The 24,188-nt window shown below is 30.4% G+C and carries 21 protein-coding genes, 1 tRNA gene and 1 pseudogene; 10 read left to right on the top strand and 13 right to left on the bottom strand.

All coding sequences use genetic code 11. The features are described 5' to 3' along the window. Both AACZ53_RS06250 and arsC read right to left on the bottom strand, forming a co-directional pair. Positions 1-575 (bottom strand): carboxypeptidase-like regulatory domain-containing protein (locus AACZ53_RS06250; protein WP_339835939.1); only part of this gene is annotated, 575 nt, incomplete at its 3' end. Positions 576-660: 85 nt separating this feature from the next. Then, on the bottom strand, positions 661-1,002 hold the full coding sequence (arsC, locus tag AACZ53_RS06245) for an arsenate reductase (glutaredoxin) (RefSeq protein ID WP_339835936.1): 342 nt from the start codon (positions 1,000-1,002) through the stop codon (positions 661-663). A 15-nt stretch (positions 1,003-1,017) separates the two neighbouring features. On the opposite strand from arsC, the gene AACZ53_RS06240 reads away from it, so the two are divergent. Together AACZ53_RS06240 and AACZ53_RS06235 are read left to right on the top strand one after the other, a co-directional pair. Further along, positions 1,018-2,004: a type II CAAX endopeptidase family protein gene (locus AACZ53_RS06240; protein ID WP_339835933.1), complete on the top strand. Its 987-nt coding sequence runs from the start codon at positions 1,018-1,020 to the stop codon at positions 2,002-2,004. Positions 2,005-2,015: 11 nt separating this feature from the next. Further along, entirely contained in the window at positions 2,016-3,062 is a 1,047-nt protein-coding gene (locus tag AACZ53_RS06235; RefSeq protein ID WP_339835930.1) for an AMP-binding protein, read from the top strand. Here AACZ53_RS06235 and AACZ53_RS06230 read toward each other — a convergent pair whose 3' ends face one another. From AACZ53_RS06230 to AACZ53_RS06215, 4 genes and pseudogenes are all read right to left on the bottom strand, one after another. Continuing rightward, positions 3,063-4,679 (bottom strand): M1 family metallopeptidase, encoded by a 1,617-nt coding sequence (locus AACZ53_RS06230; RefSeq protein WP_339835927.1) that lies wholly within the window; start codon positions 4,677-4,679, stop codon positions 3,063-3,065. Positions 4,680-4,777: 98 nt separating this feature from the next. After that, entirely contained in the window at positions 4,778-6,415 is a 1,638-nt protein-coding gene (locus AACZ53_RS06225) for a pseudouridine synthase (protein WP_339835924.1), read from the bottom strand. Between the two features lie 3 nt (positions 6,416-6,418). After that, the gene (locus AACZ53_RS06220; protein ID WP_339835920.1) at positions 6,419-7,708 is read right to left on the bottom strand and encodes an alpha/beta hydrolase; all 1,290 of its coding nucleotides are present in this window, start codon (positions 7,706-7,708) and stop codon (positions 6,419-6,421) included. Positions 7,709-7,710: 2 nt separating this feature from the next. Next, positions 7,711-9,321: pseudogene (locus AACZ53_RS06215) on the bottom strand (carboxyl transferase domain-containing protein). A 215-nt stretch (positions 9,322-9,536) separates the two neighbouring features. On the opposite strand from AACZ53_RS06215, the gene AACZ53_RS06210 reads away from it, so the two are divergent. Both AACZ53_RS06210 and AACZ53_RS06205 read left to right on the top strand, forming a co-directional pair. Beyond that, positions 9,537-11,042, top strand: coding sequence for an aldehyde dehydrogenase family protein (locus AACZ53_RS06210; RefSeq protein WP_339835917.1), 1,506 nt, complete (start codon positions 9,537-9,539; stop codon positions 11,040-11,042). A gap of 68 nt (positions 11,043-11,110) precedes the next feature. Next, positions 11,111-11,485, top strand: coding sequence for a DUF779 domain-containing protein (locus AACZ53_RS06205; RefSeq protein WP_339835914.1), 375 nt, complete (start codon positions 11,111-11,113; stop codon positions 11,483-11,485). Here AACZ53_RS06205 and AACZ53_RS06200 read toward each other — a convergent pair. Next, positions 11,482-12,405 carry an AraC family transcriptional regulator gene (locus AACZ53_RS06200; protein ID WP_339835911.1) on the bottom strand — a complete coding sequence of 308 codons (924 nt, stop codon included), beginning with the start codon at positions 12,403-12,405 and terminating at the stop codon, positions 11,482-11,484. The two genes, AACZ53_RS06205 and AACZ53_RS06200, sit on opposite strands and share 4 nt — an antisense overlap. A 132-nt stretch (positions 12,406-12,537) precedes the next feature. Next, positions 12,538-13,636 (bottom strand): peptide chain release factor 2 gene (prfB, locus tag AACZ53_RS06195; protein WP_339835908.1). Its coding sequence is split into 2 segments (ribosomal slippage): positions 12,538-13,572 and positions 13,574-13,636, totalling 1,098 coding nucleotides; the frame shifts between segments, so codons are not numbered across the junction. Positions 13,637-13,683: 47 nt separating this feature from the next. On the opposite strand from prfB, the gene AACZ53_RS06190 reads away from it, so the two are divergent. Then, a complete protein-coding gene (locus AACZ53_RS06190) occupies positions 13,684-14,697 on the top strand; it encodes a GntG family PLP-dependent aldolase (RefSeq protein ID WP_339835905.1) in 1,014 nt (337 codons plus the stop codon). A 61-nt stretch (positions 14,698-14,758) separates the two neighbouring features. Here the strand turns inward: AACZ53_RS06190 and AACZ53_RS06185 are convergent, their stop codons facing one another. Further along, positions 14,759-15,082, bottom strand: a complete 324-nt coding sequence (locus AACZ53_RS06185; RefSeq protein WP_339835902.1) for a YbaB/EbfC family nucleoid-associated protein — start codon at positions 15,080-15,082, stop codon at positions 14,759-14,761. A 144-nt stretch (positions 15,083-15,226) separates the two neighbouring features. Between AACZ53_RS06185 and AACZ53_RS06180 the strand changes: the two genes are divergently transcribed. The 3 genes from AACZ53_RS06180 (at position 15,227) to AACZ53_RS06170 (ending at position 20,005) form a co-directional block, all read left to right on the top strand. Continuing rightward, on the top strand, positions 15,227-17,287 hold the full coding sequence (locus AACZ53_RS06180; RefSeq protein WP_339835899.1) for a S9 family peptidase: 2,061 nt from the start codon (positions 15,227-15,229) through the stop codon (positions 17,285-17,287). A gap of 80 nt (positions 17,288-17,367) precedes the next feature. Next, positions 17,368-18,408: a cysteine synthase family protein gene (locus AACZ53_RS06175; RefSeq protein WP_339835897.1), complete on the top strand. Its 1,041-nt coding sequence runs from the start codon at positions 17,368-17,370 to the stop codon at positions 18,406-18,408. Between the two features lie 109 nt (positions 18,409-18,517). Further along, complete coding sequence (locus AACZ53_RS06170) at positions 18,518-20,005, top strand: aminotransferase class V-fold PLP-dependent enzyme (protein ID WP_339835895.1); 1,488 nt, start codon at positions 18,518-18,520, stop codon at positions 20,003-20,005. Here AACZ53_RS06170 and AACZ53_RS06165 read toward each other — a convergent pair. After that, complete coding sequence (locus AACZ53_RS06165) at positions 20,002-20,430, bottom strand: hypothetical protein (RefSeq protein ID WP_339835892.1); 429 nt, start codon at positions 20,428-20,430, stop codon at positions 20,002-20,004. The two genes, AACZ53_RS06170 and AACZ53_RS06165, sit on opposite strands and share 4 nt — an antisense overlap. A 3-nt stretch (positions 20,431-20,433) precedes the next feature. Next, positions 20,434-21,303 (bottom strand): lysophospholipid acyltransferase family protein, encoded by an 870-nt coding sequence (locus AACZ53_RS06160; protein WP_339835889.1) that lies wholly within the window; start codon positions 21,301-21,303, stop codon positions 20,434-20,436. A gap of 82 nt (positions 21,304-21,385) precedes the next feature. Here AACZ53_RS06160 and AACZ53_RS06155 point away from each other — a divergent pair, with 82 nt between their 5' ends. Both AACZ53_RS06155 and AACZ53_RS06150 read left to right on the top strand, forming a co-directional pair. Continuing rightward, positions 21,386-22,027: a rhomboid family intramembrane serine protease gene (locus tag AACZ53_RS06155; protein WP_339835886.1), complete on the top strand. Its 642-nt coding sequence runs from the start codon at positions 21,386-21,388 to the stop codon at positions 22,025-22,027. A gap of 41 nt (positions 22,028-22,068) precedes the next feature. Next, on the top strand, positions 22,069-22,761 hold the full coding sequence (locus tag AACZ53_RS06150) for an SIMPL domain-containing protein (RefSeq protein ID WP_339835883.1): 693 nt from the start codon (positions 22,069-22,071) through the stop codon (positions 22,759-22,761). A gap of 53 nt (positions 22,762-22,814) precedes the next feature. Here AACZ53_RS06150 and AACZ53_RS06145 read toward each other — a convergent pair. Then, positions 22,815-22,895: transfer RNA gene (locus AACZ53_RS06145), tRNA-Tyr, on the bottom strand. Between the two features lie 175 nt (positions 22,896-23,070). Continuing rightward, positions 23,071-24,188 (bottom strand): TlpA disulfide reductase family protein (locus AACZ53_RS06140; protein WP_339835880.1); only part of this gene is annotated, 1,118 nt, incomplete at its 5' end.

Genomic DNA, 24,188 nt, shown 5'->3' with positions numbered 1-24,188 from the left:
TCAGCAATATTTATACCGGCTAACCCAGAAGGTCTTCCATCAATTAAAATTCTAACATTTTCATTTCCACGTAAGGCTACCGTTCCATCTGGATCAACAGTAACGGAAGGGACATTATTTAAAACATCACTCATCGTACCTCCTTTAACCATCATGTCTTGACCAACATTATAAACACGTTTATCTAGTTTGAACTCAACAGTAGATACATCGGCAATTAATACTATTTCATTTAATTGTGATACATCTGGTTCTAAAAAGATTGTACCTAAATTTGTGTCTGAGTCTATTACTTTGTTATTTGCAAGAACGGTTTTTAACGAAATAAATTCATAGCTAATGTTATAAATTCCTTTTACTACATCTAATTTAAATTCACCTTTTTCATCAGTAACTCCACCAGAAACTAGTTCAGGTTTATCTACATTTCTTAGAACTATAGTGGCAAACTCCAATGGTGTGTTAGTACTTTTTTCGTAAATTTTACCACTTACGGTTACTTTTGCCATTTGTGCAATTCCTGAATATGAAATCAATAGAATGGTGAAGGCTGATAATAATTTTTTTAGTCTCATTAATTTACTCTTTATAATTTTGTAGATAAGACTGCAAAAATACCCTTTGGTTTAAGCTACGAATCACAAAAGTTTGTTAAATAAACTATAGAATTTCCTTAATTTTTTCTTTTGGTCGGGCAACAACAGCTTTATTGCCATTTATAATGATTGGGCGCTCTATTAATTTTGGATGTTCTATCATAGCATTTATAATTGCATCGTCTGATAGTTTTTTGTCTTTATATTGCTCTTTCCAAATGGATTCATTTTTTCTTACTAAATCTATTGGTTTGTAATTCAATTTTTTAAGGATATCTTGTAATTCATCTTTCGAAATGGGGTTATCTAAATATTTAATAATTTCAAAGGGCTGATTCAATGTTTCTAATTCTAATAAACCTTCACGCGATTTTGTACATCTTGGATTATGGTAAATTTTTATCATGATTTATTTTTTTAAATGAATTCTTCAGTAAAAAATACTAATTTAGACAAAAATAAAAATAATACTATGTTTATTGCACAAGGAGATAAAAAAGAAAATGAATTTTGGAAATATTTATTGGGTTCTTTACTAGTATTTATAGCATCAATTATTGGACAAATTCCTATTTTAATTGCGATGCTTTATGAGGTTTTTGTAAATAATAAAGCTATTCCTTCAACAGAAAAGGATTTGTATTCAATGTTTGATTCTAATCTTTTTTTATTTTTAATGCTTGTTTCTTTTTTGTTTGCCCTTTTTGGATTGTATTTTGTAGTCAAAAAGTTTCATAACCAAAGTTTTAAAGACATTATAACTTCAAGAAAAAAAATAGATTGGAAACGTTTTTTTGTAGCCTTTTCGGTATGGGCAATTATTTCAATTTCACTTATTTTAATTTCTTATTTTTCAGGTAATGCTGAAATTGAATTGCAGTTCAATTTAGTTCCTTTCCTTATTTTGTCAATCATTGCTATTCTATTGATTCCTATACAAACTAGTACTGAGGAATTAATTTTTAGAGGTTATTTGATGCAAGGATTTTATAATTTATCCCGAAATAAATGGTTTCCTTTAGTTATGACTTCTGTGATTTTTGGTGGAATGCACTGGTTTAATCCTGAAGTAGCTGAAATGGGACCAATTATTATGGTTTATTATATAGGCACAGGTTTGTTTCTTGGAATTCTTACTTTAATGGATGAAGGAACTGAACTAGCTTTAGGGTTTCATGCTGCCAATAATTTAGTTTCGGCACTTTTAATAACTTCAGATTATAGTGTTTTAAGAACTAATGCTATTTTTAAAGATTTGTCAAAACCAGAAGTTGGTTATGAGATTTTTATGCCCATTATTTTTTATATTGCATTATTATTTCTTTTTACAAAACTGTATAAATGGACTAATTGGAAAGACAAATTAATAGGAAATACATCAGCGCAAAGTCAAGAACCAACAAATTAAATTACATAGAGATGTCAAAATACATACCAAATTATCATAACGTTCACAACAAGTTTAAGTTAAATGGCTTTCATTTGAATGCCGAAGATTTATGTCGTGTAGCTTATAGTTTTATTAAAGAAGGAGAAGATTTTGAAAAACCAGTAGGTGATTTTATTTTGGATTGGTTTGATGGAAAAGAGTTTATAGAAATGAAAACTTCGGGTTCGACCGGAAAACCAAAAACAATTAGAGTTGAAAAGCAAGCCATGGTTAATTCGGCTTTAGCTACAGGTGATTTCTTTGGTTTAGAAGCTGGTGATACTATTTTAAATTGTTTACCGGTAAAATATGTAGCTGGTAAAATGATGTTTATTCGTGCCTTCATTTTAGGTTTAGAAATGGATTTTGTGGCTCCAAGTTCACATCCATTTGAACTGATAGATAAACAATATGATTTTACAGCTTTGGTTCCGCTTCAGGCTATGAACTCTGTTGACTTATTACATAATTTCAAAACTATTATTATTGGTGGTTCAGCTGTTTCTGCCGCTTTGGAAAAAGTATTAAAACCAATAAAAGCAAACATTTATGAAACGTACGGGATGACTGAAACCATAACACATATTGCTGCTAGAAAAATGGGTAAAAAAGCCTTTACTACTTTGCCAAATGTGGTTTTGTCACAAGATAAAAATAATTGTTTGTTAATTCATGCTTCGGCTATTTCTGATGAAATAATTCATACCAATGATATTGTTGAGTTAGTTTCTGAAAATAAATTTATCTTTTTAGGTAGGTTTGATAATGTAATAAATAGTGGTGGAATTAAATTAATTCCTGAACAAATAGAAGCAAAAATGCTCCCTTTTATCAAAAAGCGCTTTTTTGTAACAGGTAAAGAAGACAAAGAACTTGGTGAACATTTAGTGCTTGTTGTAGAAGGACTAGAAGAACCAATTGATTTGAGTAAAATTAAAACTTTAGATAAATACGAAAAACCAAGAGAAGTTATCTTTGTCAATAAATTTAAAGAAACGGCAACTGGTAAAATTATTCGAAAAGATAGTTTAAGTTAATTAATAAACCTTAATATAATATTTATCCGTTCTAACTTTAATTTCATCTGGAATTGAAACGACTGGAATAGGAGAAATTTGAAATTCATTGGTAACTAAGACACGTTTTTTTGTTCCATTGATTTCAAGTTCTATTGGCATTTCGAAATTTGGTTCATCGGTTTGCCATTTGTATTTAAAAGTGTTTTTATGCTTTTTCAATACTAAAGTTGGAATAGTTGTATGTTTCAAATATTGGTTAAAAAAAGGAGTCATATCATGACCCAATTCTTGGCTAAAGAAATCAATAACCGTTTTAGTATCAATAATTTCTTTTTTATATGTGTTCGAATATTTTAACAACATAGCCCACCATTTTGAGTCATTATTAGTAATGTGTCGTAATGTATTTAACATTAAAGCTCCTTTGTTATACATATCACCAGAACCTTCTTTATTCACACCATAAAAACCTATAACAGGTTTGTCATTCAAAATATTTTTGGCTTGTCCATTGATGTATTTTTGAGCTAGTTCATAACCTTGTGTACATTCTAAAAACACAGATTCTGAATAGGTTGTAAACGCTTCATGAATCCACATATCAGCAATATCTTTACTGGTAATGCTGTTTCCAAACCATTCGTGACCTGTTTCATGAATTGTAATAAAATCAAAAGATAATCCAATTCCTGTTCCGGATAAATCTCTACCCATATAGCCTTTTTTGTAGTGGTTTCCATAAGCCACAGCACTTTGATGTTCCATGCCTAAATAAGGAGTTTCAACCAATTTATAACCATCTTCATAAAAAGGATATTGTCCAAATTTCTCTTGAAAACAATTCATCATAGGTTTGACATCAGCTTCAAAATGAACTTTTGCTTTTTCTTCATTTTCACGAAGCACATAATAATCCAAATCTAATCCATTCAAATTATCATGAATATGAATATAGTCGGCAATATTTACTGTAATAGAGTAGGTGTTTATTGGATTAACAACTTCCCAATCCCAACGTGTATATCCATTTCCTAAATCTTCTTGACCTTTAAATCTTCCGTTTGAAACATTCATTAATCCATTTGGAACTGCTACTTTTATAGTAGCACCTTTGTCTGGTTCATCAGTTTGTGAATCTTTTACCGGATACCATAAACTCGCTCCAGTTCCTTGCACAGCTACAGCAATAAAATCTTCGCCACTTTTATCTTTTTTAAACACAAAACCACCATCCCAAGGAGCATTTTTAGCAACTAAAGGTTTTCCTGAATAGTAAAAACGTAGTTTTTGAGAAGAATTTTGAGGTAAAGTTGAATTGAAATTAATAAAAACAGCATCATTATCTCTTTTATAGGTCAATTTTTTCTTGTTGAAGACAATGGAATCTACATTCATGTTTTCAAATAAATCTAATTGAATTTTCTTTGTGTCTTGTAAAACATCAAACGTAACTTGATTATACCCAACTATATTTCTTTCTTCTGGATTGATTTTTATATTCAAATCATAACGTTGCACATCAAAACAAGAACGCTCAAAACGCATTCCTCCTTGTAGTGAATCTCTACGCGTAAAGTTTTGTGCATTAGATTGAAATAAGCTTAATAATAAAGTAAGAATGATTAGTTTCTTCATGTTTTGATTTTAAAAATCAAATATAATGATTTAGTCGATAAATCGATTATTTGAATGTTAGATTATTCGAAATATCTATAAATCGAACAATCTAATAATCAAAAATTAGCTTCAACCGTAAAAGTCATTTCTTCTTTTGAAATTGGATGTACAAATGTCAATTGTTCTGCATGAAGATGAAGTCTGTTAGCTTTTTTACCATATAAATCATCACCAAGAATTGGAGTTTTTAAACCTAATTCGTGAGAAGCATGTACTCGCAATTGATGCGTTCTTCCTGTAATTGGATAAAAATAGACTTTGGTTTTATTGTCAATAACTTCAATTTTTTGCCATTTGGTTTTCGCTGTTTTTCCGTGATCGTAGCAAACTAATTGTCTTGGTCTGTCTTCTAAATCAACACGTAATGGAAAATCTATAAAACCTTCGTTTTCTTCTATAATTCCGTCTAAAAGGGCAACATATCTTTTCTTAATAGTTCTTTTAATGAATTGACTTTGCAACTCTTTATAAACTTCTTCGTTTTTAGCTAAAATCATGATTCCAGAAGTTGACATATCTAAACGATGCACAATTAATGGACCAGTTGCTTTTGGATATAAATCTTTAACTCTTTGGTAAACACAATCTTTAATTTGTTTTCCAGGAACAGATAAGAATTCAGCCGGTTTATTGATTAAAACCAAATAGGCATCATCATAAACAATTGAAATATCTTTTCCTTCAGCAGGATTATTTTCAAATGGATTTTCTTCCATGTCTAAACCTTCCAACATATGTTGCATTAAAATAGGTTCACATTTGCTTTTACAAGCCGGATAAAATTGTTTGTGTTTTCTGATTTCGGAATTAGGAGATTTTCCCCACCAAAATTCAGCCATTGCAATAGGTTTTAACTTATTGGCAAAAGCATAATGCAATAATTTTGGAGCAGCACATTCACCTGCACCAGCTGGTGGATTTTCTTCAAAGATTTTACCAATACTTTTTAGTTTTCCATATTGATTTAGAAAAGCATATTCAGCAAAAAGCCTTTGTTGTAAAGCAGCAGATTTTTGTTTTCTGTCTAATTTTAAAGCTTCAATTTTTGAATTTATGGAATCAAATTCTTTTTGAGCAGCTTCAATTTTGTAGTTCCAGAATTGTGTCATTTTTTTTAACAGAATTCCTTCTTGTTTACTAGCTTCTTTTAATTCTTCTTCGTTATATGAATCTGATTTTCGAATTTCATCACGTAGTTTTTTCTGAACTTTTATGTTGTTTTTTTGGTTTTGAATATCGTTGAAAGCTTCTGTTTTAGTTTTTTCTAAATTTTTAAAAACCTTCTTATAATTTTCAGATTCTTTTAGGCTTTCAATTTCTGAAGTGATTTGGTTTAAATTCTCTTCACCAATTTTATAAAATCCTTTTGCATCCAACATATCATAATCCGTTGGAACAAATTTTTCATGATGATTGGAATCTGCTAATTTTCCTGAAAAAGCCCAAAGATGACCAATTTCTCCAATTTCATTTTGACAAACCAAAACACCAAACATTTTTCCAATTACTAATCCTTTTTGAGTTGGATTTAATCCAAAATTATGTTCGAAATCAATTTGATTTTCTAAATAGTTTTGTAACTCAATTGAAGTAATTACACTCAATTCATGAGGTTCATAATAAAATGGAAATGTAAATTTTTGAGGTAAAGAAATACCTGAGATGTTTGTTTTGAAAGGTTGGAATTTTTCCAAAGTTTATTCTTCTTTTAGAAATCTTAAAATAATTTCGTTAAATAATTTTGGATTATCACGTGGTAAATAGTGAGTTGCATTTGGAACTATTGCTAATTGTGCATTTGGAATATTTTCAAAAATCTTTACAGTATGTTCTGTTTTAATTTCATCTTTATCACCAGCCATTATCAAACATTTACTTTTTATAACCTTTAATTCTTCATATTCAAGATTTGGATATTTATAATCTAAATACAAAAAATCAATGATTTTATCATATTGATGTTTCGTATTTAAATCTTGAAATTGTTTTACATAATCTAATAGCTCTTCCTTGTTAATTAAACCATCAGGAAAAATATTCCCTGCCATAGAAACCATTTTATCAACTTTTACAGGATGTTTAATAGCCATTAAAATTCCAAGAATTCCACCATCACTCCAACCAACAATATGCGTTTTTTCTATATTTATTTTATCCAAAAATTGTTTTAAATCTTCAATTTCAACATCAAAAGTTAGTTCCACATCATCTTGATACGTTGAGTTTCCTCGTCCACGACAATCTACAATAATTACTTTATAATGTTTAGCATATTCTTCTACTTGTTCTTTAAAAGCACTTATTGACTGACCGTTTCCATGTAATAATAAAAGTGGTTCACCTTCTCCATAAATTTCATAATAAAGGCTAACTCCATTTACATCAACAGTTTTTCCTTTTGAAGAACTACCTAATATATCTCCACCTTTTATTAAAAGACATGATTTTCCTTTATAAGGTTTATTATTTGTATGTGAGAAAGTAAAGCTTTCTGAATCAACAAGAATGCCTTTTTTTAATTCATAATTCCAATTATTAATATCTATATCTTCTTCAAATCCAGAATTTTTAATTTTAATTTTTTCCCACTTTCCTTTGCTGTTTTTTACTTGTAAATTAATGTCATCAAAATAAAAATCTGCTTTATTTCTACAAATAATACCAAGCATAAAGTTTTTAGAGTTAGGTTTGAAAACGCCTTTTAATTCATAAACTTTCCAATCTTTATGTCTAATATTATCGTCGTATATACTAGTAAATTCAACGTATTTGCGATTTTCATCCTTTTCAATGATACCAATATCTAATTTAGAATTTTCTAAATAATTTTCAATACGAACTGCAAATGTTAATTTAAATTCTTTATTAGCAAAGTTTGAATCGTCTATAACTTGTGTGTAATAAAATATATCAGATTTTTCAGTTTTCTTTTCTTGTGAAAAAGCAACATTAAGAGATAATATTAAAAGGAGTATAATTTTCTTCATAATTAAACTTGTATCACACCCAAATTAAACTTTTTCTCAATAGGAGAGTGGTTGGCCGCTTCAATTCCCATAGAAATCCAAGTTCTGGTTTCTAATGGATCAATGATTCCATCAGTCCATAAACGTGAAGCTGCGTAATAAGGAGAAACTTGTTCGTCATAACGCGCTTTGATTTTATCAAATAATTCTTGTTCCACTTTTTCATCCACAACTTTTCCTTGTTTCTTTAAAGATGAAGCTTCAATTTGAGCTAAAACTTTTGCTGCTTGAGTTCCACCCATAACTGCTAATTCAGCACTTGGCCAAGCAAAAATTAATCTAGGATCATAAGCTTTTCCACACATAGCATAATTTCCTGCTCCATAACTATTTCCAATAACTACTGTGAATTTTGGTACAACTGAATTAGCAACAGCATTTACCATTTTGGCACCATCTTTAATGATTCCTCCATGTTCTGATTTGCTTCCAACCATAAATCCAGTTACATCTTGCAAGAAGACTAACGGAATTTTCTTTTGGTTGCAATTTGCAATAAAACGTGTTGATTTATCAGCAGAATCCGAATAGATTACACCACCAAATTGCATTTCACCATTTTTGGTTTTCACTACTTTTCTTTGATTGGCAACTATTCCTACTGCCCAACCATCAATTCGTGCATAACCCGTAATTATAGTCTGACCGTAACCGGCTTTGTATTCATCAAATTCAGAATTATCCACCTAACGATTGATAATTTCCATCATATCATATTGTTCGTTACGTGCTTTAGGAAGAATTCCATATATATCTTTAGGCTCTAAAGCTGGTTTTTGAGCTTTTACACGATTGTAACCTGCTTTATCATAATCACCAATTTTTCCGACAATACTTTTAATTCTGTCTAATGCAGCTGCATCATCTTTGGCTTTAAAATCAGTAACACCACTAATTTCACAATGTGTTGTAGCTCCACCAAGTGTTTCGTTATCAATAGTTTCACCAATAGCGGCTTTGACTAAATAACTTCCAGTTTTATCAACAATTAAAGCTTCATCACTCATAATTGGTAAATAAGCACCACCAGCCACACAACTTCCCATAACAGCAGCGATTTGGGTAATTCCCATACTACTCATTACAGCATTATTTCTAAAAATTCTTCCGAAATGTTCCTTATCTGGAAAAATTTCATCCTGCATTGGTAAATAAACGCCAGCAGAATCCACTAAATAAATAATTGGTAATCTGTTTTCCATGGCAATTTCTTGCGCACGAAGGTTCTTTTTTCCAGTAATTGGAAACCAAGCGCCAGCTTTAACTGTAGCATCATTAGCCACAACGATACATTGTTTTCCGGAAACGTAACCCATTTTAATTACAACGCCACCAGAAGGACAACCTCCGTGTTCTTCATACATTCCATCTCCAACAAAAGCGCCGATTTCAATACTTTTAGCTTTTTCATCTAATAAATAATCAATTCGTTCACGAGCAGTCATTTTTCCTTCAGCATGTAATTTTTCAATACGTTTTTGTCCACCACCCAATTTTACTTGAGCAAATTTTTGTTTCATATCGGAAACTAATAGTTTATTGTGGTCTTCGTTTTTGTTGAAATTTAAATCCATTTAATAGTAGTGTTTTTAAGGATTGCTAAATTAATCAAATTCATTTAATTCTTTCAATTAATAAATAACAAATTTCAGCGTTTTAAAATATTTATTATTTAATTAATAGCTGTTAAAATTATCATAATGACAAATTTGTGCTATATATTGAATGATTTGTGCTATTTTTTATGAAATGATACAAGTAGCTTTGAAAAAACTAAAAATCAATAATTATGAGTAAAATAACAGAAAGACCAAAATTTCAAGAAAAGTATGATAATTTTATTGGAGGAAAATTTGTTCCTCCAGTTAAAGGTGAATATTTTGACAACATATCTCCCATAGATGGAAAACCTTTTACAAAAGTAGCACGTTCATCAAAAGAAGATGTTGATTTAGCTATTGATGCTGCTGAAGAAGCTTTTAAAACTTGGGGAAAATCATCACCAGCTTACAGAAGTAAAGTTTTAAACAAAATAGCTGATATCATGGAAGCTAATTTAGAATACTTAGCAATTGTTGAAACAATTGATAATGGAAAAGCTTTAAGAGAAACAATGGCTGCTGATTTGCCATTATGTATTGATCATTTTAGATACTTTGCAGGAGTAATTCGTGCTGAAGAAGGAACAATTTCTGAACATGATGAACATACAGTAAGTATTTGTTTGCATGAACCATTAGGAGTTGTTGCTCAAATCATCCCATGGAATTTCCCGCTATTAATGGCTACATGGAAAATGGCACCAGCTATTGCAGCAGGAAATTGTACTGTTGTAAAAGCAGCTGAACAAACACCAACATCAATATTAGTTTTAATGAACTTAATTAAAGATGTTTTGCCGGCAGGTGTAATTAATATCGTAAATGGATTTGGAATCGAAGCTGGAAAACCTTTAGCCTCATCACCAAGAATTAAAAAAGTATCTTTTACAGGTGAAACTACAACTGGACGTTTAATTTTACAATATGCTTCAGAAAATATTATTCCAGCAACAATGGAATTGGGTGGAAAATCACCAAACATTTTCTTCAGTTCAGTAGCAGCACAAGATGATGCGTTTTTTGACAAAGCGATTGAAGGAGCAGTGATGTTTGCCTTAAACCAAGGGGAAATTTGTACTTGTCCATCGAGAATTCTAGTGCAAGAAGATATTTATGACAAATTCATGTCAAGAGTAATTGAAAGAGTAAAAGCTATTAAAATTGGTCACCCTTTAGACGCAACAGTTATGATGGGAGCTCAAGCTTCAAACGATCAATATGAAAAAATTCAATCCTATTTAAAAATTGGTAAAGAAGAAGGTGCTGAACTTTTAGTAGGTGGTGAAGTAAATCACTTAGAAGGAGAATTAAGTACAGGATATTATATTCAGCCTACTGTATTTAAAGGGAATAATAAGATGAGAATTTTTCAAGAAGAGATTTTTGGACCTGTAGTTTGTGTTACAACATTCAAAACGGTTGAGGAAGCTATTGAAATTGCAAACGACACTTTATATGGATTAGGGGCAGGAGTTTGGACAAGAGATGCTCACGAATTGTATCAAGTACCAAGAGCTATTGAAGCGGGTAGAGTTTGGGTAAATAATTACCATGCTTATCCAGCACATGCGCCATTTGGAGGTTATAAAAAATCAGGGTTTGGTCGTGAAAACCACAAAATGATGTTAGATCATTATAGAAATACTAAAAACATGCTTATTTCTTATGATAAAAATAAGTTAGGTTTCTTTTAGTAGTTAATTAATTTCATAACAAAACCTAGCAGTTTTATAGCTGTTAGGTTTTTTAATTTAGTAGAAATATGTTTAAAAGAATAGAGAATACAGAGAAAGCAAACGAATTAATAGCAGAATTAAAAGAGAGAAATGGTGACCTGATGTTTCATCAAAGTGGCGGATGTTGTGATGGTTCTCAACCTATGTGTTTTGCATTAGGTGATTTTATAATCGGAAATAGTGATGTTTGTTTGGGAATAATTGAAGGTTGTAAATTTTGGATGAGCAAAGACCAATTTGAATATTGGAAACATACCCATTTAACATTAGATGTTGTAGAAGGAAGAGGAGCAAGCTTTTCTTTAGAAATTCCTTATGGGAAAAGATTTATCATTCATTCAAGATTATTTACTGATGAAGAAGCAAATAATTTAGAACCTTTAACCTTTTTAGAAGACTAATTAATATATAAAAGTTGGTATTGCTTAGGAGTAATACCTTCATGTTTTTTGAATAAGCGAATAAAGTAATTGCAGTCATCAAAACCTGATTCAAAACAAACTTCGTTGATTTGTAAATTTGGATTTTTTAGTAAAGATTTAGCATATTTTATTTTTTCATTTAGGATAAATTCAATGGGACTCATGCCTAATTCTCTTTTAAAAAAACGATAGAATGAAGTTGTACTCATACATGCTTTATCACTCAAATCCTTAAGGTTGAAATTTTCTCTAATATTACTTCTAATATATTCCATAACCGGAACGATTGGATTACTTATATCTATGATATTATTGGTTTCAATAGCTCTAATATTTTGCGATTGAATAATTCGAACTAAAAGTTCTTGTAAAGTCAAATCAGCTAAAGCATCTTTTGTAATTGAAGTACTCATGCATTCTTTTATCAATTTATTGATGGTTGTGCTGAGTTCTAAATTGTTATAAAAGAAATAATTTTCATGGTCTAATTTCCAAAAATTACCTTTTCCATCTTTAGGGTATCTTTCATTTAAAAAACTCAACGTTTCTTGAATTTTCATTTGGTCAATCGCTAAAGCTAAACATTGGGTTGGGTTGTTCTTTGTTGCTTCAGGAAAATCGATTTTCATTTCCACATTAGACGGAATTAAAACGGTTTCTCCAGGTAAATAGTCAAATTCAGGATCATCAAACAAATGCATTATTTTTTTACCACGAAGCATGCTTGTAACAACTAAATCATTAAATTTTAAAGGAACTTTTTGAGAAGTTTCATAAGTTTCAAACAAATTCAATTCGCAATTATTTAAAGAATAGACTGTTCTATTTTCAACTAAAGTTTTTAGCGATTTTTCTTTTGTAAGTGAAGGTTGATGTAGTAATTGTTTAAGACTTCCCATAAGTGATTTATTCGTAGCTAAATATATGAAAAGTATTTAAATTGAAATGAATTTTTAGGATATTTAACAGTTTATGTAAAAAAAATAAACCCTTCAATTAAGAAAGGTTTATCATTTTATTTATTTGGAAATCTATTCCTCCTCTTTTTGACCCATCAACATTAAATAGGCTTTTAAGAATTTGTCAATATCTCCATTCATTACAGCATCAACATCGCTAGTTTCAGCTCCAGTTCTTACGTCTTTCACCAATTTATAAGGCTGCATTACGTAATTTCTGATTTGTGAACCCCATTCGATTTTCATCTTACCAGCTTCAATATCACTTCGTTGCGCTAATTCTTTTTTTAATTCAATTTCATACAATTGTGACTTTAGCATTTGCATAGCTCTATTACGATTGTCGTGTTGAGAACGCGTTTCAGAACATTGAATTTGAATACCAGATGGTTTGTGAAATAACTGGACTTTTGTCTCCACTTTATTCACATTTTGACCACCAGCACCGCTTGAACGAGCTGTTGTAATTTCTATATCAGCTGGATTGATTTCAATTTCAATGGTATCATCCACCAAAGGATAAACATATACCGAGGCAAAAGATGTATGACGTTTGGCATTACTGTCAAAAGGAGAAATACGGACTAATCTATGAACTCCATTTTCACCTTTAAGATAGCCAAAAGAAAAATCACCTTCAATTTCTAAGGTTACGGTTTTAATTCCAGCAACATCACCTTCTTGATAGTTTAATTCTTTGATTTTGAATTTTTGTTTTTCGGCCCACATCATATACATACGCATTAACATGGCAGCCCAATCACAACTTTCTGTTCCACCAGCACCAGCCGTAATTTGAAGCACTGCACTTAAACTATCACCCTCATCCGAAAGCATATTTCTAAATTCAATGTCTTCAATATGTGTGATTAATTCGTTATAAAAGGTTTCAACTTCTTCTTCTGATATTTCTCCTTCTTTAAGGAAATCAACCATAATTTGAAGTTCTTCGTTCATATCAACAGCTTTGGTGTAATCTTCCACCCACTTTTTCTTTGAGCGTAAGTCTCTTACGATAATTTCTGCCTCCTTGGCGTTATTCCAAAAGTCAGGGGCAAATGTTTTTTCTTCTTCGTTGGCAATCTCGATTAATTTTCTATCGACGTCAAAGATACCTCCTTAACGCACCAAGGCGATTAATAATATCCTTTACATGTTCTGTATTTATCATAATTTATGTAATTTTACACCACAAAAATAGTGATTCCTTTTGATTCTATGGAAATAAATTTAATAAGTGATACCGTAACAAAGCCAAGTGTTGGAATGTTACAAAAAATGTTTAATGCAAAAGTTGGTGATGATGTCTATAAATCTGACCCAACTGTCAATCTTTTTGAAGAAACTGTAGCCGATTTATTTGGTATGGAAGCTGCTCTATTTTTTCCTTCGGGCACAATGGCAAATCAGACTGCTTTGAAGTTGCATACAAACCCAGGAGAACAAGTAATATGTGACAAATATTCGCATATTTATCATTATGAAGGTGGTGGTGCTTCGTTTAATAGTGGAATTTCCTGCAATTTAGTGGATGGAAAAAGAGGTTTAATAACAGCTGATTTAGTTAAAAACGGAATCAATGACCCTGAATTTTATCATGCCCCTTTAAGTCTTGAAAATACTACAAACAAAGGAGGTGGAGCTTGCTATGAGTTGAAAGAACTTCAGAAAATAAAGCAAGTTTGTGACGACAACAATTTGAAATATCATTTAGATGGTGCTCGTTTATGGAATGCAATCGTAGCCAAAAAACAACATCCTAAGGAGTTTGGAAAATTATTTGACACCATTTCTGTATGTTTTTCAAAAGGTTTAGGTGCACCTGTTGGTTCTGTTTTATTAGGTTCTAAAGAGGATATGAAACGTGCCTTAAGAATCCGAAAAATATTTGGAGGAAATATGCGTCAATCAGGTTATTTAGCTGCAGCTGGATTATATGCGTTAGAGAATAACGTGACTCGTTTAGAAGAAGATCACAAAAAAGCCAAAGAGTTAGAAGAATTATTACTTTCATTTTCTTGGGTTGAAAACGTTGAACCTGTTGAAACAAACATTATAATTTTTAACTTACATAAAGCTATTGATGAGAAGCTGTTTTTAGAAAAATTGAAACAAAAAAATATTCATATTAGTTCTATGGGACATGGTAAATTAAGAATCGTAACCCATTTAGATTATAAAGAAGTTATGCATACTTACGTAAAAGAAACTTTGAGTAAGTTTCATTTTTAAGTACTTTTACTATAAAAATCCCAAAAGTCATTTCTAGAAATGACTTTTGGGATTCTTTGTTTTATCCAAACATATCCATTCCTGGAATATTAGGCATGCCCTCTTTAGCTACAGCAGCTAATTCTGTTTCGTTTACGTTTGTTGCTTTTTCAATGGCTTTGTTGAAAACAGTTATTAAATAGTCTTCCAACATTTCTTTATCAGCCATTAAATCGTCGCTAATTGACACATTTTTGACCGTTCTATTTGCTGTTAAAGTGACTTTTAAAAAACCATCATTGCTTTGTTCATCTACTAAAACGTGGTCTAATCTTTTTTTAGTTTCTTCTACTTTTTGTTGGGTTTCTTTAAGTTTACCCATCATTCCCATCACATCTCCAAACATTGTTAATAATTTATTTATTGATTAAAGAACAAAATTAGTAAATTGCATCTGAAAATCAATCTAAAAAACATGAAAAATAATCTATTTATTGTTGCATTATGCCTTATTTTTGCAACTTCTTGTAAAAAAAATAAAGAATCAAAAATGAGTCAGAACATTGCGCCTCCTATGGCAAAAGTAAAAGATACGATTTTAGAAAAACATGGTGATAAACGGAATGATCCCTATTATTGGTTAAATGACAGAGATAATCCAGAAGTCATTGATTATCTAACCAAAGAAAACGAATATTACGATAAAATTACAGCACATACAAAAGCTTTTCAAAAAGACTTGTTTGAAGAAATGAAGTCTAGAATTAAAGAAGATGATGTATCTGTTCCTTATTTTTACAACGGCTATTATTACATGACTCGTTTTGAAATTGGACAAGATTATCCAATATATTCTAGAAAAAAAGGGAGTTTAGATGCCAAAGAAGAAATCATCTTCAACTGCAATGAAATGGCTAAAGGTCATTCTTATTTCAGTTTAAGTGGATTGAGTGTAAGTGAAGATAACAAATGGGTTTCTTTTGGTATTGATTTAGTATCAAGAAGACAATATACGATCCAAGTCAAGAATTTGGAAACTAACGAGATTCTTCCTGAAAAGATATTAAATTGCAGTGGTGGTGCAACTTGGGCAAGTGATAATAAAACAATTTTTTATGTTCAAAATGACCAAAAAACATTGCGTTCAAATAAAATTTACCGTCATACCATAAATACTGATTCTTCAAAAGATGTTATGGTTTATGAAGAAAAGGACGATACATTTAATACGTTTGTTTATAAAGAAAAGTCAAAAAAATACTTAGTTATTGGTTCGTCGAGTACTTTGACTAATGAGTATCAAATAATTGAATCAGACAATCCAACAGGAAAATTTAGATATTTTCAAAAAAGAGTCCGTGGTTTAGAGTACAGCATTTCTCACTTTGGAGATAGTTTTTATATCGTTACAAATAAAGATAAAGCAACGAACTTTAAGTTGATGAAAACGAATGAAAACAATACTTTACAAGAAAATTGGACAGACGTTATTCCCCACAGAAAAGAAACTTTATTAGAAGGAATCGATATTTTTAAAGACTATTTAGTGGTTGAAGAACGTACAAATGGTTTGCATAAAATTCAAATTAGACCTTGGAATGGAGTAGGAGCCTACTATTTGCCATTTGAAAGTGAAACATACACGGCTTATACCACAACAAATCCTGATTTTGATACAGATATACTTCGCTATGGATATCAATCGCTTACAACGCCTTCTTCTGTAATAGATTTCAACATGAAAACCAAAGAGAAGAAAGTTTTGAAAGAACAAGAAGTTTTAGGAGGAAAATTTGATAAAAAGAATTATGTAGAAGAAAGAATTTGGGCTACAGCAAAAGATGGGACAAAAATTCCAATTTCATTAGTTTATAGAAAAGGAATCAAAAAAGATGGTGAAAATCCAGTTTTACAATATGCTTATGGCTCTTACGGCTATTCTATGGATGCTTATTTCTCAACTACTCGTTTAAGTCTTTTAGATAGAGGGTTTATTTATGCTATAGCACACATTAGAGGTGGAGAAGATTTAGGTAGAGAATGGTATGAAAACGGAAAATTATTAAAGAAAATGAATACATTCACTGATTTTGTGGATTGTTCAAAATATTTAATTAGCGAAAAATATACTTCATCAAAGCATTTATATGCAGAAGGTGGTTCAGCTGGTGGTTTACTAATGGGAGTTGTAGTAAATATCGCACCAGAATTGTACAATGGAGTCATCGCACAAGTCGCTTTTGTGGATGTGGTAACAACTATGTTAGACGAATCAATTCCATTAACCACTGGAGAATATGATGAATGGGGAAATCCGAATGAAAAGGAATATTATGACTACATGAAGTCTTATTCACCATATGACAACGTAAAAGCTCAAAATTATCCTAATATGTTAGTAACTACAGGTTTACATGACTCGCAAGTGCAGTATTGGGAACCCGCTAAATGGGTTGCAAAGTTACGAACAAAAAAAACTGATAAAAATATTTTACTATTAAACACTAACATGGATGCTGGACATGGTGGGGCTTCAGGACGTTTTGAACAACTAAAAGAGTTGGCAAAAGAGTTTAGTTTTCTATTAGATTTAGAAGGAATTGAAAAATAATAAAAAATTTTTATAAATTTGCAAGGTTTTAAGGTTATCAAAAAAATCTATAAAAGTTTACCTTGACTAACATAATATTTATGAAAGAACAAATAAACGCTTATAATAACGTTTTAGAACTTATAGGAAATACACCTCTTATAAAGCTTAACAGAATAGCAGAAAATTTAGAAGGAAATTTTTACGCAAAAGTAGAAGCCTTCAATCCTGGTCACTCAACAAAAGATAGAATCGCTTTATTCATTATTGAAGAAGCAGAAAAACAAGGGATTTTATCACCTGGAGATACTATTATAGAAACAACCACTGGTAATACAGGTTTTAGTTTGGCTATGGTAAGTATTATTAAAGGATATAACTGTATTCTAGCTGTAAGTTCAAAATCATCAAAAGATAAAATAGATATGCTACGCACTATGGGAGCAAAAGTCTATGTCTGTCCTGCTAATGTATCTGCAGATGATGAGCGTTCTTATTACAGTGTAGCAAAACGTTTGCACGAAGAAACAAAAGGTTCGGTTTATATCAATCAATATTTTAATCAATTGAATATTGATGCGCACTATAAATCAACTGGCCCAGAAATTTGGGAACAAACTAAAGGACAAATAACACATTTAGTGGCTTGTAGTGGTACTGGAGGAACTATCTCTGGAATAGCTAAGTATTTAAAAGAGAAAAACCCAAAGATTTCAATACTTGGTGTTGATGCTTTTGGTTCTGTATTAAAAAAATACCATGAAACTAAAGAATTTGACAATGACGAAATCTATCCATATAGAATTGAAGGATTAGGTAAAAACTTAATTCCAACGGCAACTGATTTTGATGTTATTGACAAATTTATGAAAGTAACTGATGAGGAAAGTGCTCATACTGCAAGAAAATTAGCTAAAACAGAAGGTCTTTTTGTAGGATATACATCTGGAGCTGCTTTTCAAGCGGTTAAACAATATGCTCAAGAAGGAGAGTTTACAGCTGATAGTAATGTTGTCATAATTTTTCCTGACCATGGATCTAGGTACATGAGTAAAGTATTTAGCGATGATTGGATGAGTGAGCAAGGCTTTTTTGACAGTGTAAACATTGAGCAACAACAGCAAATTGAGTTTATAAAATAATTTCTATTAAGATAAATAATAAAAAAAAAACTTCATCATGAAGGTTTTTTTTTATTGAAATAATATAGTATTACTGAATTATACCTTATTTTTGTAAAAACAATCAACTATGAATGTCGTTCAAAATAAAACTCAATTAGAAGAATATTTCCAAAAATACAGAAAAAATATTATTGGAATTAATCAACAATTTGAAACTCCTTTTGGAAAAAAGCCTATCATTTATACGGATTGGACAGCAAGTGGACGATTATACCGACCAATTGAAGAGAAAATAAGCAATGATTTTGGTCCTTTTGTGGCTAATACACATACTGAAACATCTGTTACAGGCAAAACTATGACTATTGCTTATCACAAAGCAAAAAACATCATAAAAAAGCACGTTAATGCCAATGAAGAGGATGTTCTAATTAATTTTGGAACTGGAATGACTGGTGTAGTTAATAAATTGCAACGAATTCTAGGATTAAGAATTCCTGAAAATTTAAAAGAATACACAATAATTCCAGATGCTATTAAACCTGTTGTATTTATTTCACATATGGAACATCATTCTAACCAGACTTCTTGGTTAGAAACTATTGCAGATGTAGTGATTATTCCGGCAGATAGTGAAGGTTTATTTTGTCTTAATGAATTTAAAAAATTATTAGATCAATATAAAGACAGAAGTTTTAAAATAGCTTCAATTACATCTTGTTCTAATGTTACTGGTATCAAAACACCTTATTATGAAGTGGCTAAATTAATACATCAAAATAATGGTGTTTGCTTTGTAGATTTTGCTTGTTCTGGACCTTATGTTGAAATAAACATGCATCCTGAAGATAAAGAATGTTATTTGGACGCTATTTTCTTCTCGCCACATAAATTTTTAGGAGGTCCTGGAACTTCTGGAGCGATGCTTTTTAATAAAAATTTATATAAAAACAATGTTCCCGATTGTCCTGGTGGAGGAACTGTTTCTTGGACAAATCCTTGGGGAGAACATAAATATATTGATAACATTGAAGATAGAGAAGATGGTGGAACTCCAGGTTTTCTTCAAGTTATTAAAACGGCTTTAGCTATACAGTTGAAAGAGCAAATGGGTATTCAAAATATTTTACAAAGAGAACATGAAATTGTAGATTACGTTTTTGAAAGCTTAGAAAATATCGAAAACATTACTATTCTAGCCAAAGACCAAAAAGAAAGATTAGGTGTGTTTTCATTTTATATTGATGACTTGCATTTTAATTTAGGTGTAAAATTGTTAAATGATAAATTTGGAATACAAACGCGTGGTGGTTGTAGTTGTGCAGGAACTTACGGACATTATTTATTACATGTTGACCAAGAAACATCAAACAATTTGGTTTGTCAAATAGCTTCTGGAGATTTAATTCAAAAACCAGGATGGATTAGAATGTCTATTCACCCAACAACTTCTACAGAAGAAATTCAAATGGTATGTGATAGTATTAAAGAATTAGCACAAAACCATAAAGAATGGGCAAAAGACTATACTTATAATTCAAAAACAAATGAATTTGATTTTAACGGAAAAGTAGTTTGTGATCGCGAATTAGTGGATGAATTGTTTAAGTTTTAATTTTGATAACTATAATTTTTTCCACCTTCTTGAATTTCAATTTTGATAATATCATCAAAAGGAATTTCTTTTCGAATGTTGGGTAAAAATCTTGATTGACTTCCTTTTAAAGTGTCATTTTCTAGAGTAACGGTATCAAAATAAAAAATATTTTTCTTTCCATTTTTTTTGGTAACTCGCATTTCTAATGAGGCAGAATTTCTAATAGTTAATGGATTATTGTTTTTGTCAATAGCATTAATCATCATAATATTATTAGTCATGTATTTTATGGTACCGTACGTCAAAGGATTATTTATAACTCTTTCTCTTTTTTGAATCGAATCAAATTTTGAAAATTGAGTTTTAAAACTTTCTGTAGGAATTATGTAAGTCGTACATGAATATATGGCAAATACTAAAGCCAATAAAATAATTTTTCGCATAATTTATCTTCTATGTTTCCAACGTTTATGTGTCCATAAATAAAATTCTGGCGCTTCATAAATTTGTTTTTCTACTCTACTTATATAATCATCAGTAATTTCAAAACGTTTGGTTTCTTTAGGATTTTCTGCCATTAATTCAAAAGTTCCTTCATAATAACCTCTTTTTATTTTCTTGGTTCTAAGAAATATGACATTCATATCATAACGTTTGGCTAAAAACTCAGCACCTGTATGAACAGGAGTTTCAATTCCCATAAATTTACACCAATGAAGTGCTTTATCCAGTTTTGGCGATTGATCACTAGCAAAACCATATAAGCTTAAAATTCCTTCTTCGTGATTTTTAGCAATTACTTCAGCTGTTTCCTTGGTGGAAATTAAGGAAGCCTTAAATTTTGAACGAATATCATGTACTAATCTATCAAAATATTTATTGGCTATTTTTTTATAAATACCATATCCTTTAAAAGAGATATAATTGTTCATAGAAACAACCCATTCATAACTAGCATAATGTGCGCACAAAAGAGCTATACTTTTCCCTCTTTTTTCTAAATCATAATAGACTTCTATGTTGGTAAATTTATACCGTTTCTCCAGCTCTTTTTTCGAAATTGAAAGTGTTTTAATCATTTCAAGAAACATATCACACATATGTTTGAAGAATTTTTTTTCAATGATATCTCTTTCTTCTTTTGATAAATGGGGCAATGCTAAGGCTAAATTTTCTCTAACAATTCTTTTTCTATATTTAATAATCCGATATACTATAAAGTATACAAAGTCTGATAATAAGTATAATAACCTAAAAGGCAATATAGAAATTAACCATAAAATAGGGTAGAAAATAATAAAAATTAATAACTGCATTCTTTAAAATTTTTACAAATATACTTATAAATTATAGTATAGCATTACATCAATTTTTTTACATTTACAAAAAACCAAATTAATGAATATAGTACTGATTATAATTATTGCTGCAAATGCAATTGTAAGTTTCAAGGGATTTAGCGATCAATTATTTTTTAGAAAACATGAGTTTCACATTGGAAGCATAAAGGCTGGAGAACAAATAAGAATGTTGACATCGGGCTTTCTTCATGTAGACATAGCGCATTTAGCTTTTAATATGTTGACCTTGTATTTTTTTGCACCTATAATCTTTAACCAATTTAATGATTTGTGGTTTTTATACATATATTTTGGAAGTTTAGTTGGAGGAAGTTTATTGACCTACTATTTTCACAAAGAGGAGTACAGTTATAGAGCTGTTGGTGCTTCTGGTGCAGTGACAGGAATAATATATAGTGCAATTCTTTTATATCCGGAAATGGATTTATACCTGTTTTTTATTCCAATTGGAATTCCAGGTTATATTTTTGGAATAGGTTATTTATTGTATTCAATTTACGGTATGAAAGCTAAACGAGACAATATTGGACATACTGCGCATTTTGGAGGGGCAATTACAGGTTATATAATCACTTTAGCAAAAGAACCTCATATGTTTGTTGATAACACTAAAATGGTGATTTTATTAGCTGTTCCAATAGTTATTCTTTTTTATTTACACAAAACAAATAAATTATAATATTGGCATACAATTTGAACTAGTACTAAAAAATAAATATCATGAAAAAAATAATATTGTTATTAGTTATGTCTACAAGTACACTTTTTGCTCAAGAAGCAAAGCAAATCCCACAAATTTCTGTTTCAGGTGAAGGAAAGATAAAAGTCGTTCCAGATGAAGCAATGGTCACAGTTTCTGTTGAAAATACTTCAAAAGAAGCTGCAGAAGCTAAAAAAGCAAATGATATTGTTGCTGATAAAGTTTTGAAGCTAATTAAAAGCAAAGGGATTGATGTAAAAGACTTTCAAACCCAACGCATGAACTTGTATCAAAACTATGATTACAATACAAAGAAGAAGAATTATGTAGCCAATCAAACGATAACTATTCATTTAAAAGATTTATCTAAATATGATGCTTTAATGATGGACTTGGTTGAAACTGGAATAAACGGAATTCAAGGAGTCGAATTTATGTCATCTAAAATTAAGGAATTAGAAAAACAAGCTCGTAAAAACGCTTTGTTAGATGCAAAAGCTAAAGCAGAAGATTATGTTTCGGTTTTAGTAGGACAAAAATTAGGAAAAGTAGTTTTGATTAGTGATAATTCTCAAACAAACTATCCACAACCTTTGTATAGAGGAGCAATGAAGACGATGGCAATAGAAAGCGATGCTTTTTCAAGAGAAACTTTAGCAGTTGGAGAAATTGAAATAGTTTCAAATGTATCAGTTACATTTGTTTTAGAATAAATTACTTAAATGATTTAAAATAAAAAAGCAACTCAATTGAGTTGCTTTTTTTGTGGGGAGAGCAGGATTCGAACCTGCGAAGTTTTCACAGCAGATTTACAGTCTGCCCTCGTTGGCCGCTTGAGTATCTCCCCGATCCCAGGCTTTAGTGCCCTAACGGTTGCAAATATAGAATAGTTTTTTATGTATACAAACATTTTTTAAAACAAAATTCAACTTATTTTATAAGCGTTTGAAAATGAAATAAATAAAAATTCCCATTGCATATAAATACAATGGGAATTTTATAAGTAGTTAGGTTCCTAAGGACTATTGAACTCCTAAAAGTTCTTTAACTTTTGCTTTTAATTCTTCTCCTCTTAAGTCTTTGGCCACAATTTTACCTGAAGCGTCTAATAAGAAAGTAGCTGGAATAGATTTTACATTATATTGTTCTGCTATAGGTTCTTTCCAATGTTTTAAATTTGAAATATGATTCCAAGTTAAACCATCTTTTGCAATAGCATCTTTCCATTTTTGACTATCTCCTTCTTTATCTAAAGAAACACCAATAATATTCAACCCTTTTTCATGTAATTCATTGTACATAGCTACTACATTAGGATTTTCTTGACGACATGGTCCACACCAAGAAGCCCAAAAATCAATTAAAGTAACTTTACCCATAGATTCTTTCAAAGAAATCATTTTTCCATCAGGAGATGGAGCAGAGAAATCAGGTGCAACACTTCCAATATTAACAGAAGTCATAGCATCTAACATTTTTTTAATGTTTTTACCGCTTTTAGTATCAACTATGCTTTTGTCTAATTTTTCATAAAACCCTTTAACCTCTTCTGGCGTAAGGTAATTTCTCATTAAGAAATTTTCTAATAATAAAGCAGAGATGAATGCATCAGGATTTTTTGTAATAAATGCTTTTGATTGAACATTCATATCATCTTGAAATTTATTGAAATCTTTCATCAAAACACTAACAGTTGCAGTATCTTGAGCTTGTTGAGCAGCCATCATTTTTTGTTGATTAGCTTCCTGAAATTTCATCATTTTTTTATAAATAACTTGCGATTCGTTATTGTATGATTGAAATATATCATTGTTTTTGGTTCCCCCAATTTTTGAGTTTTGTATAGTATCTTTGTTAAATTCAACAGAAATAGCACCATTTTCAAGAACCATTGGTACAGATCCGTTTAAAGTTTCAATTCTAACGAAAGCTAATTCGATACCTTCTTTTAATTTTCCGTCAAATTTGAATTTTTCACTTTCAACGACTGCAGTATCTAAAGTAACTGGTCCAGTTTCATTTTGAGTTTCTAAGTAAACTTTTTTACCGTTTTCAACTCCTTTTGCTAATCCAGCTATCTCATAACCATCTTTTTTACAAGACATTACTGATAATGCAGCAAATGCTATTAATGCGATTT

It is taken from the genome of uncultured Flavobacterium sp. (genome assembly GCF_963975005.1).
Taxonomy (GTDB): domain Bacteria; phylum Bacteroidota; class Bacteroidia; order Flavobacteriales; family Flavobacteriaceae; genus Flavobacterium.
This window is presented reverse-complemented; position numbering and strand designations above follow the sequence as displayed.

Excerpts from the sequence above, each read along its gene's own strand:
- AACZ53_RS06200 (WP_339835911.1), bottom strand. The coding sequence starts at position 12,405 with ATGGGAAGTCTTAAACAATTACTACATCAACCTTCACTTACAAAAGAA.
- AACZ53_RS06230 (WP_339835927.1), bottom strand. The coding sequence starts at position 4,679 with ATGAAGAAACTAATCATTCTTACTTTATTATTAAGCTTATTTCAATCT.
- AACZ53_RS06160 (WP_339835889.1), bottom strand. The coding sequence starts at position 21,303 with ATGCAGTTATTAATTTTTATTATTTTCTACCCTATTTTATGGTTAATT.
- AACZ53_RS06185 (WP_339835902.1), bottom strand. The coding sequence starts at position 15,082 with ATGTTTGGAGATGTGATGGGAATGATGGGTAAACTTAAAGAAACCCAA.
- AACZ53_RS06150 (WP_339835883.1), top strand. The coding sequence starts at position 22,069 with ATGAAAAAAATAATATTGTTATTAGTTATGTCTACAAGTACACTTTTT.
- AACZ53_RS06155 (WP_339835886.1), top strand. The coding sequence starts at position 21,386 with ATGAATATAGTACTGATTATAATTATTGCTGCAAATGCAATTGTAAGT.
- AACZ53_RS06205 (WP_339835914.1), top strand. The coding sequence starts at position 11,111 with ATGTTTAAAAGAATAGAGAATACAGAGAAAGCAAACGAATTAATAGCA.
- AACZ53_RS06165 (WP_339835892.1), bottom strand. The coding sequence starts at position 20,430 with ATGCGAAAAATTATTTTATTGGCTTTAGTATTTGCCATATATTCATGT.
- arsC (WP_339835936.1), bottom strand. The coding sequence starts at position 1,002 with ATGATAAAAATTTACCATAATCCAAGATGTACAAAATCGCGTGAAGGT.
- AACZ53_RS06220 (WP_339835920.1), bottom strand. The coding sequence starts at position 7,708 with ATGAAGAAAATTATACTCCTTTTAATATTATCTCTTAATGTTGCTTTT.
- AACZ53_RS06170 (WP_339835895.1), top strand. The coding sequence starts at position 18,518 with ATGAATGTCGTTCAAAATAAAACTCAATTAGAAGAATATTTCCAAAAA.
- AACZ53_RS06235 (WP_339835930.1), top strand. The coding sequence starts at position 2,016 with ATGTCAAAATACATACCAAATTATCATAACGTTCACAACAAGTTTAAG.
- AACZ53_RS06175 (WP_339835897.1), top strand. The coding sequence starts at position 17,368 with ATGAAAGAACAAATAAACGCTTATAATAACGTTTTAGAACTTATAGGA.
- AACZ53_RS06210 (WP_339835917.1), top strand. The coding sequence starts at position 9,537 with ATGAGTAAAATAACAGAAAGACCAAAATTTCAAGAAAAGTATGATAAT.
- AACZ53_RS06240 (WP_339835933.1), top strand. The coding sequence starts at position 1,018 with ATGAATTCTTCAGTAAAAAATACTAATTTAGACAAAAATAAAAATAAT.
- AACZ53_RS06190 (WP_339835905.1), top strand. The coding sequence starts at position 13,684 with ATGGAAATAAATTTAATAAGTGATACCGTAACAAAGCCAAGTGTTGGA.
- AACZ53_RS06180 (WP_339835899.1), top strand. The coding sequence starts at position 15,227 with ATGAGTCAGAACATTGCGCCTCCTATGGCAAAAGTAAAAGATACGATT.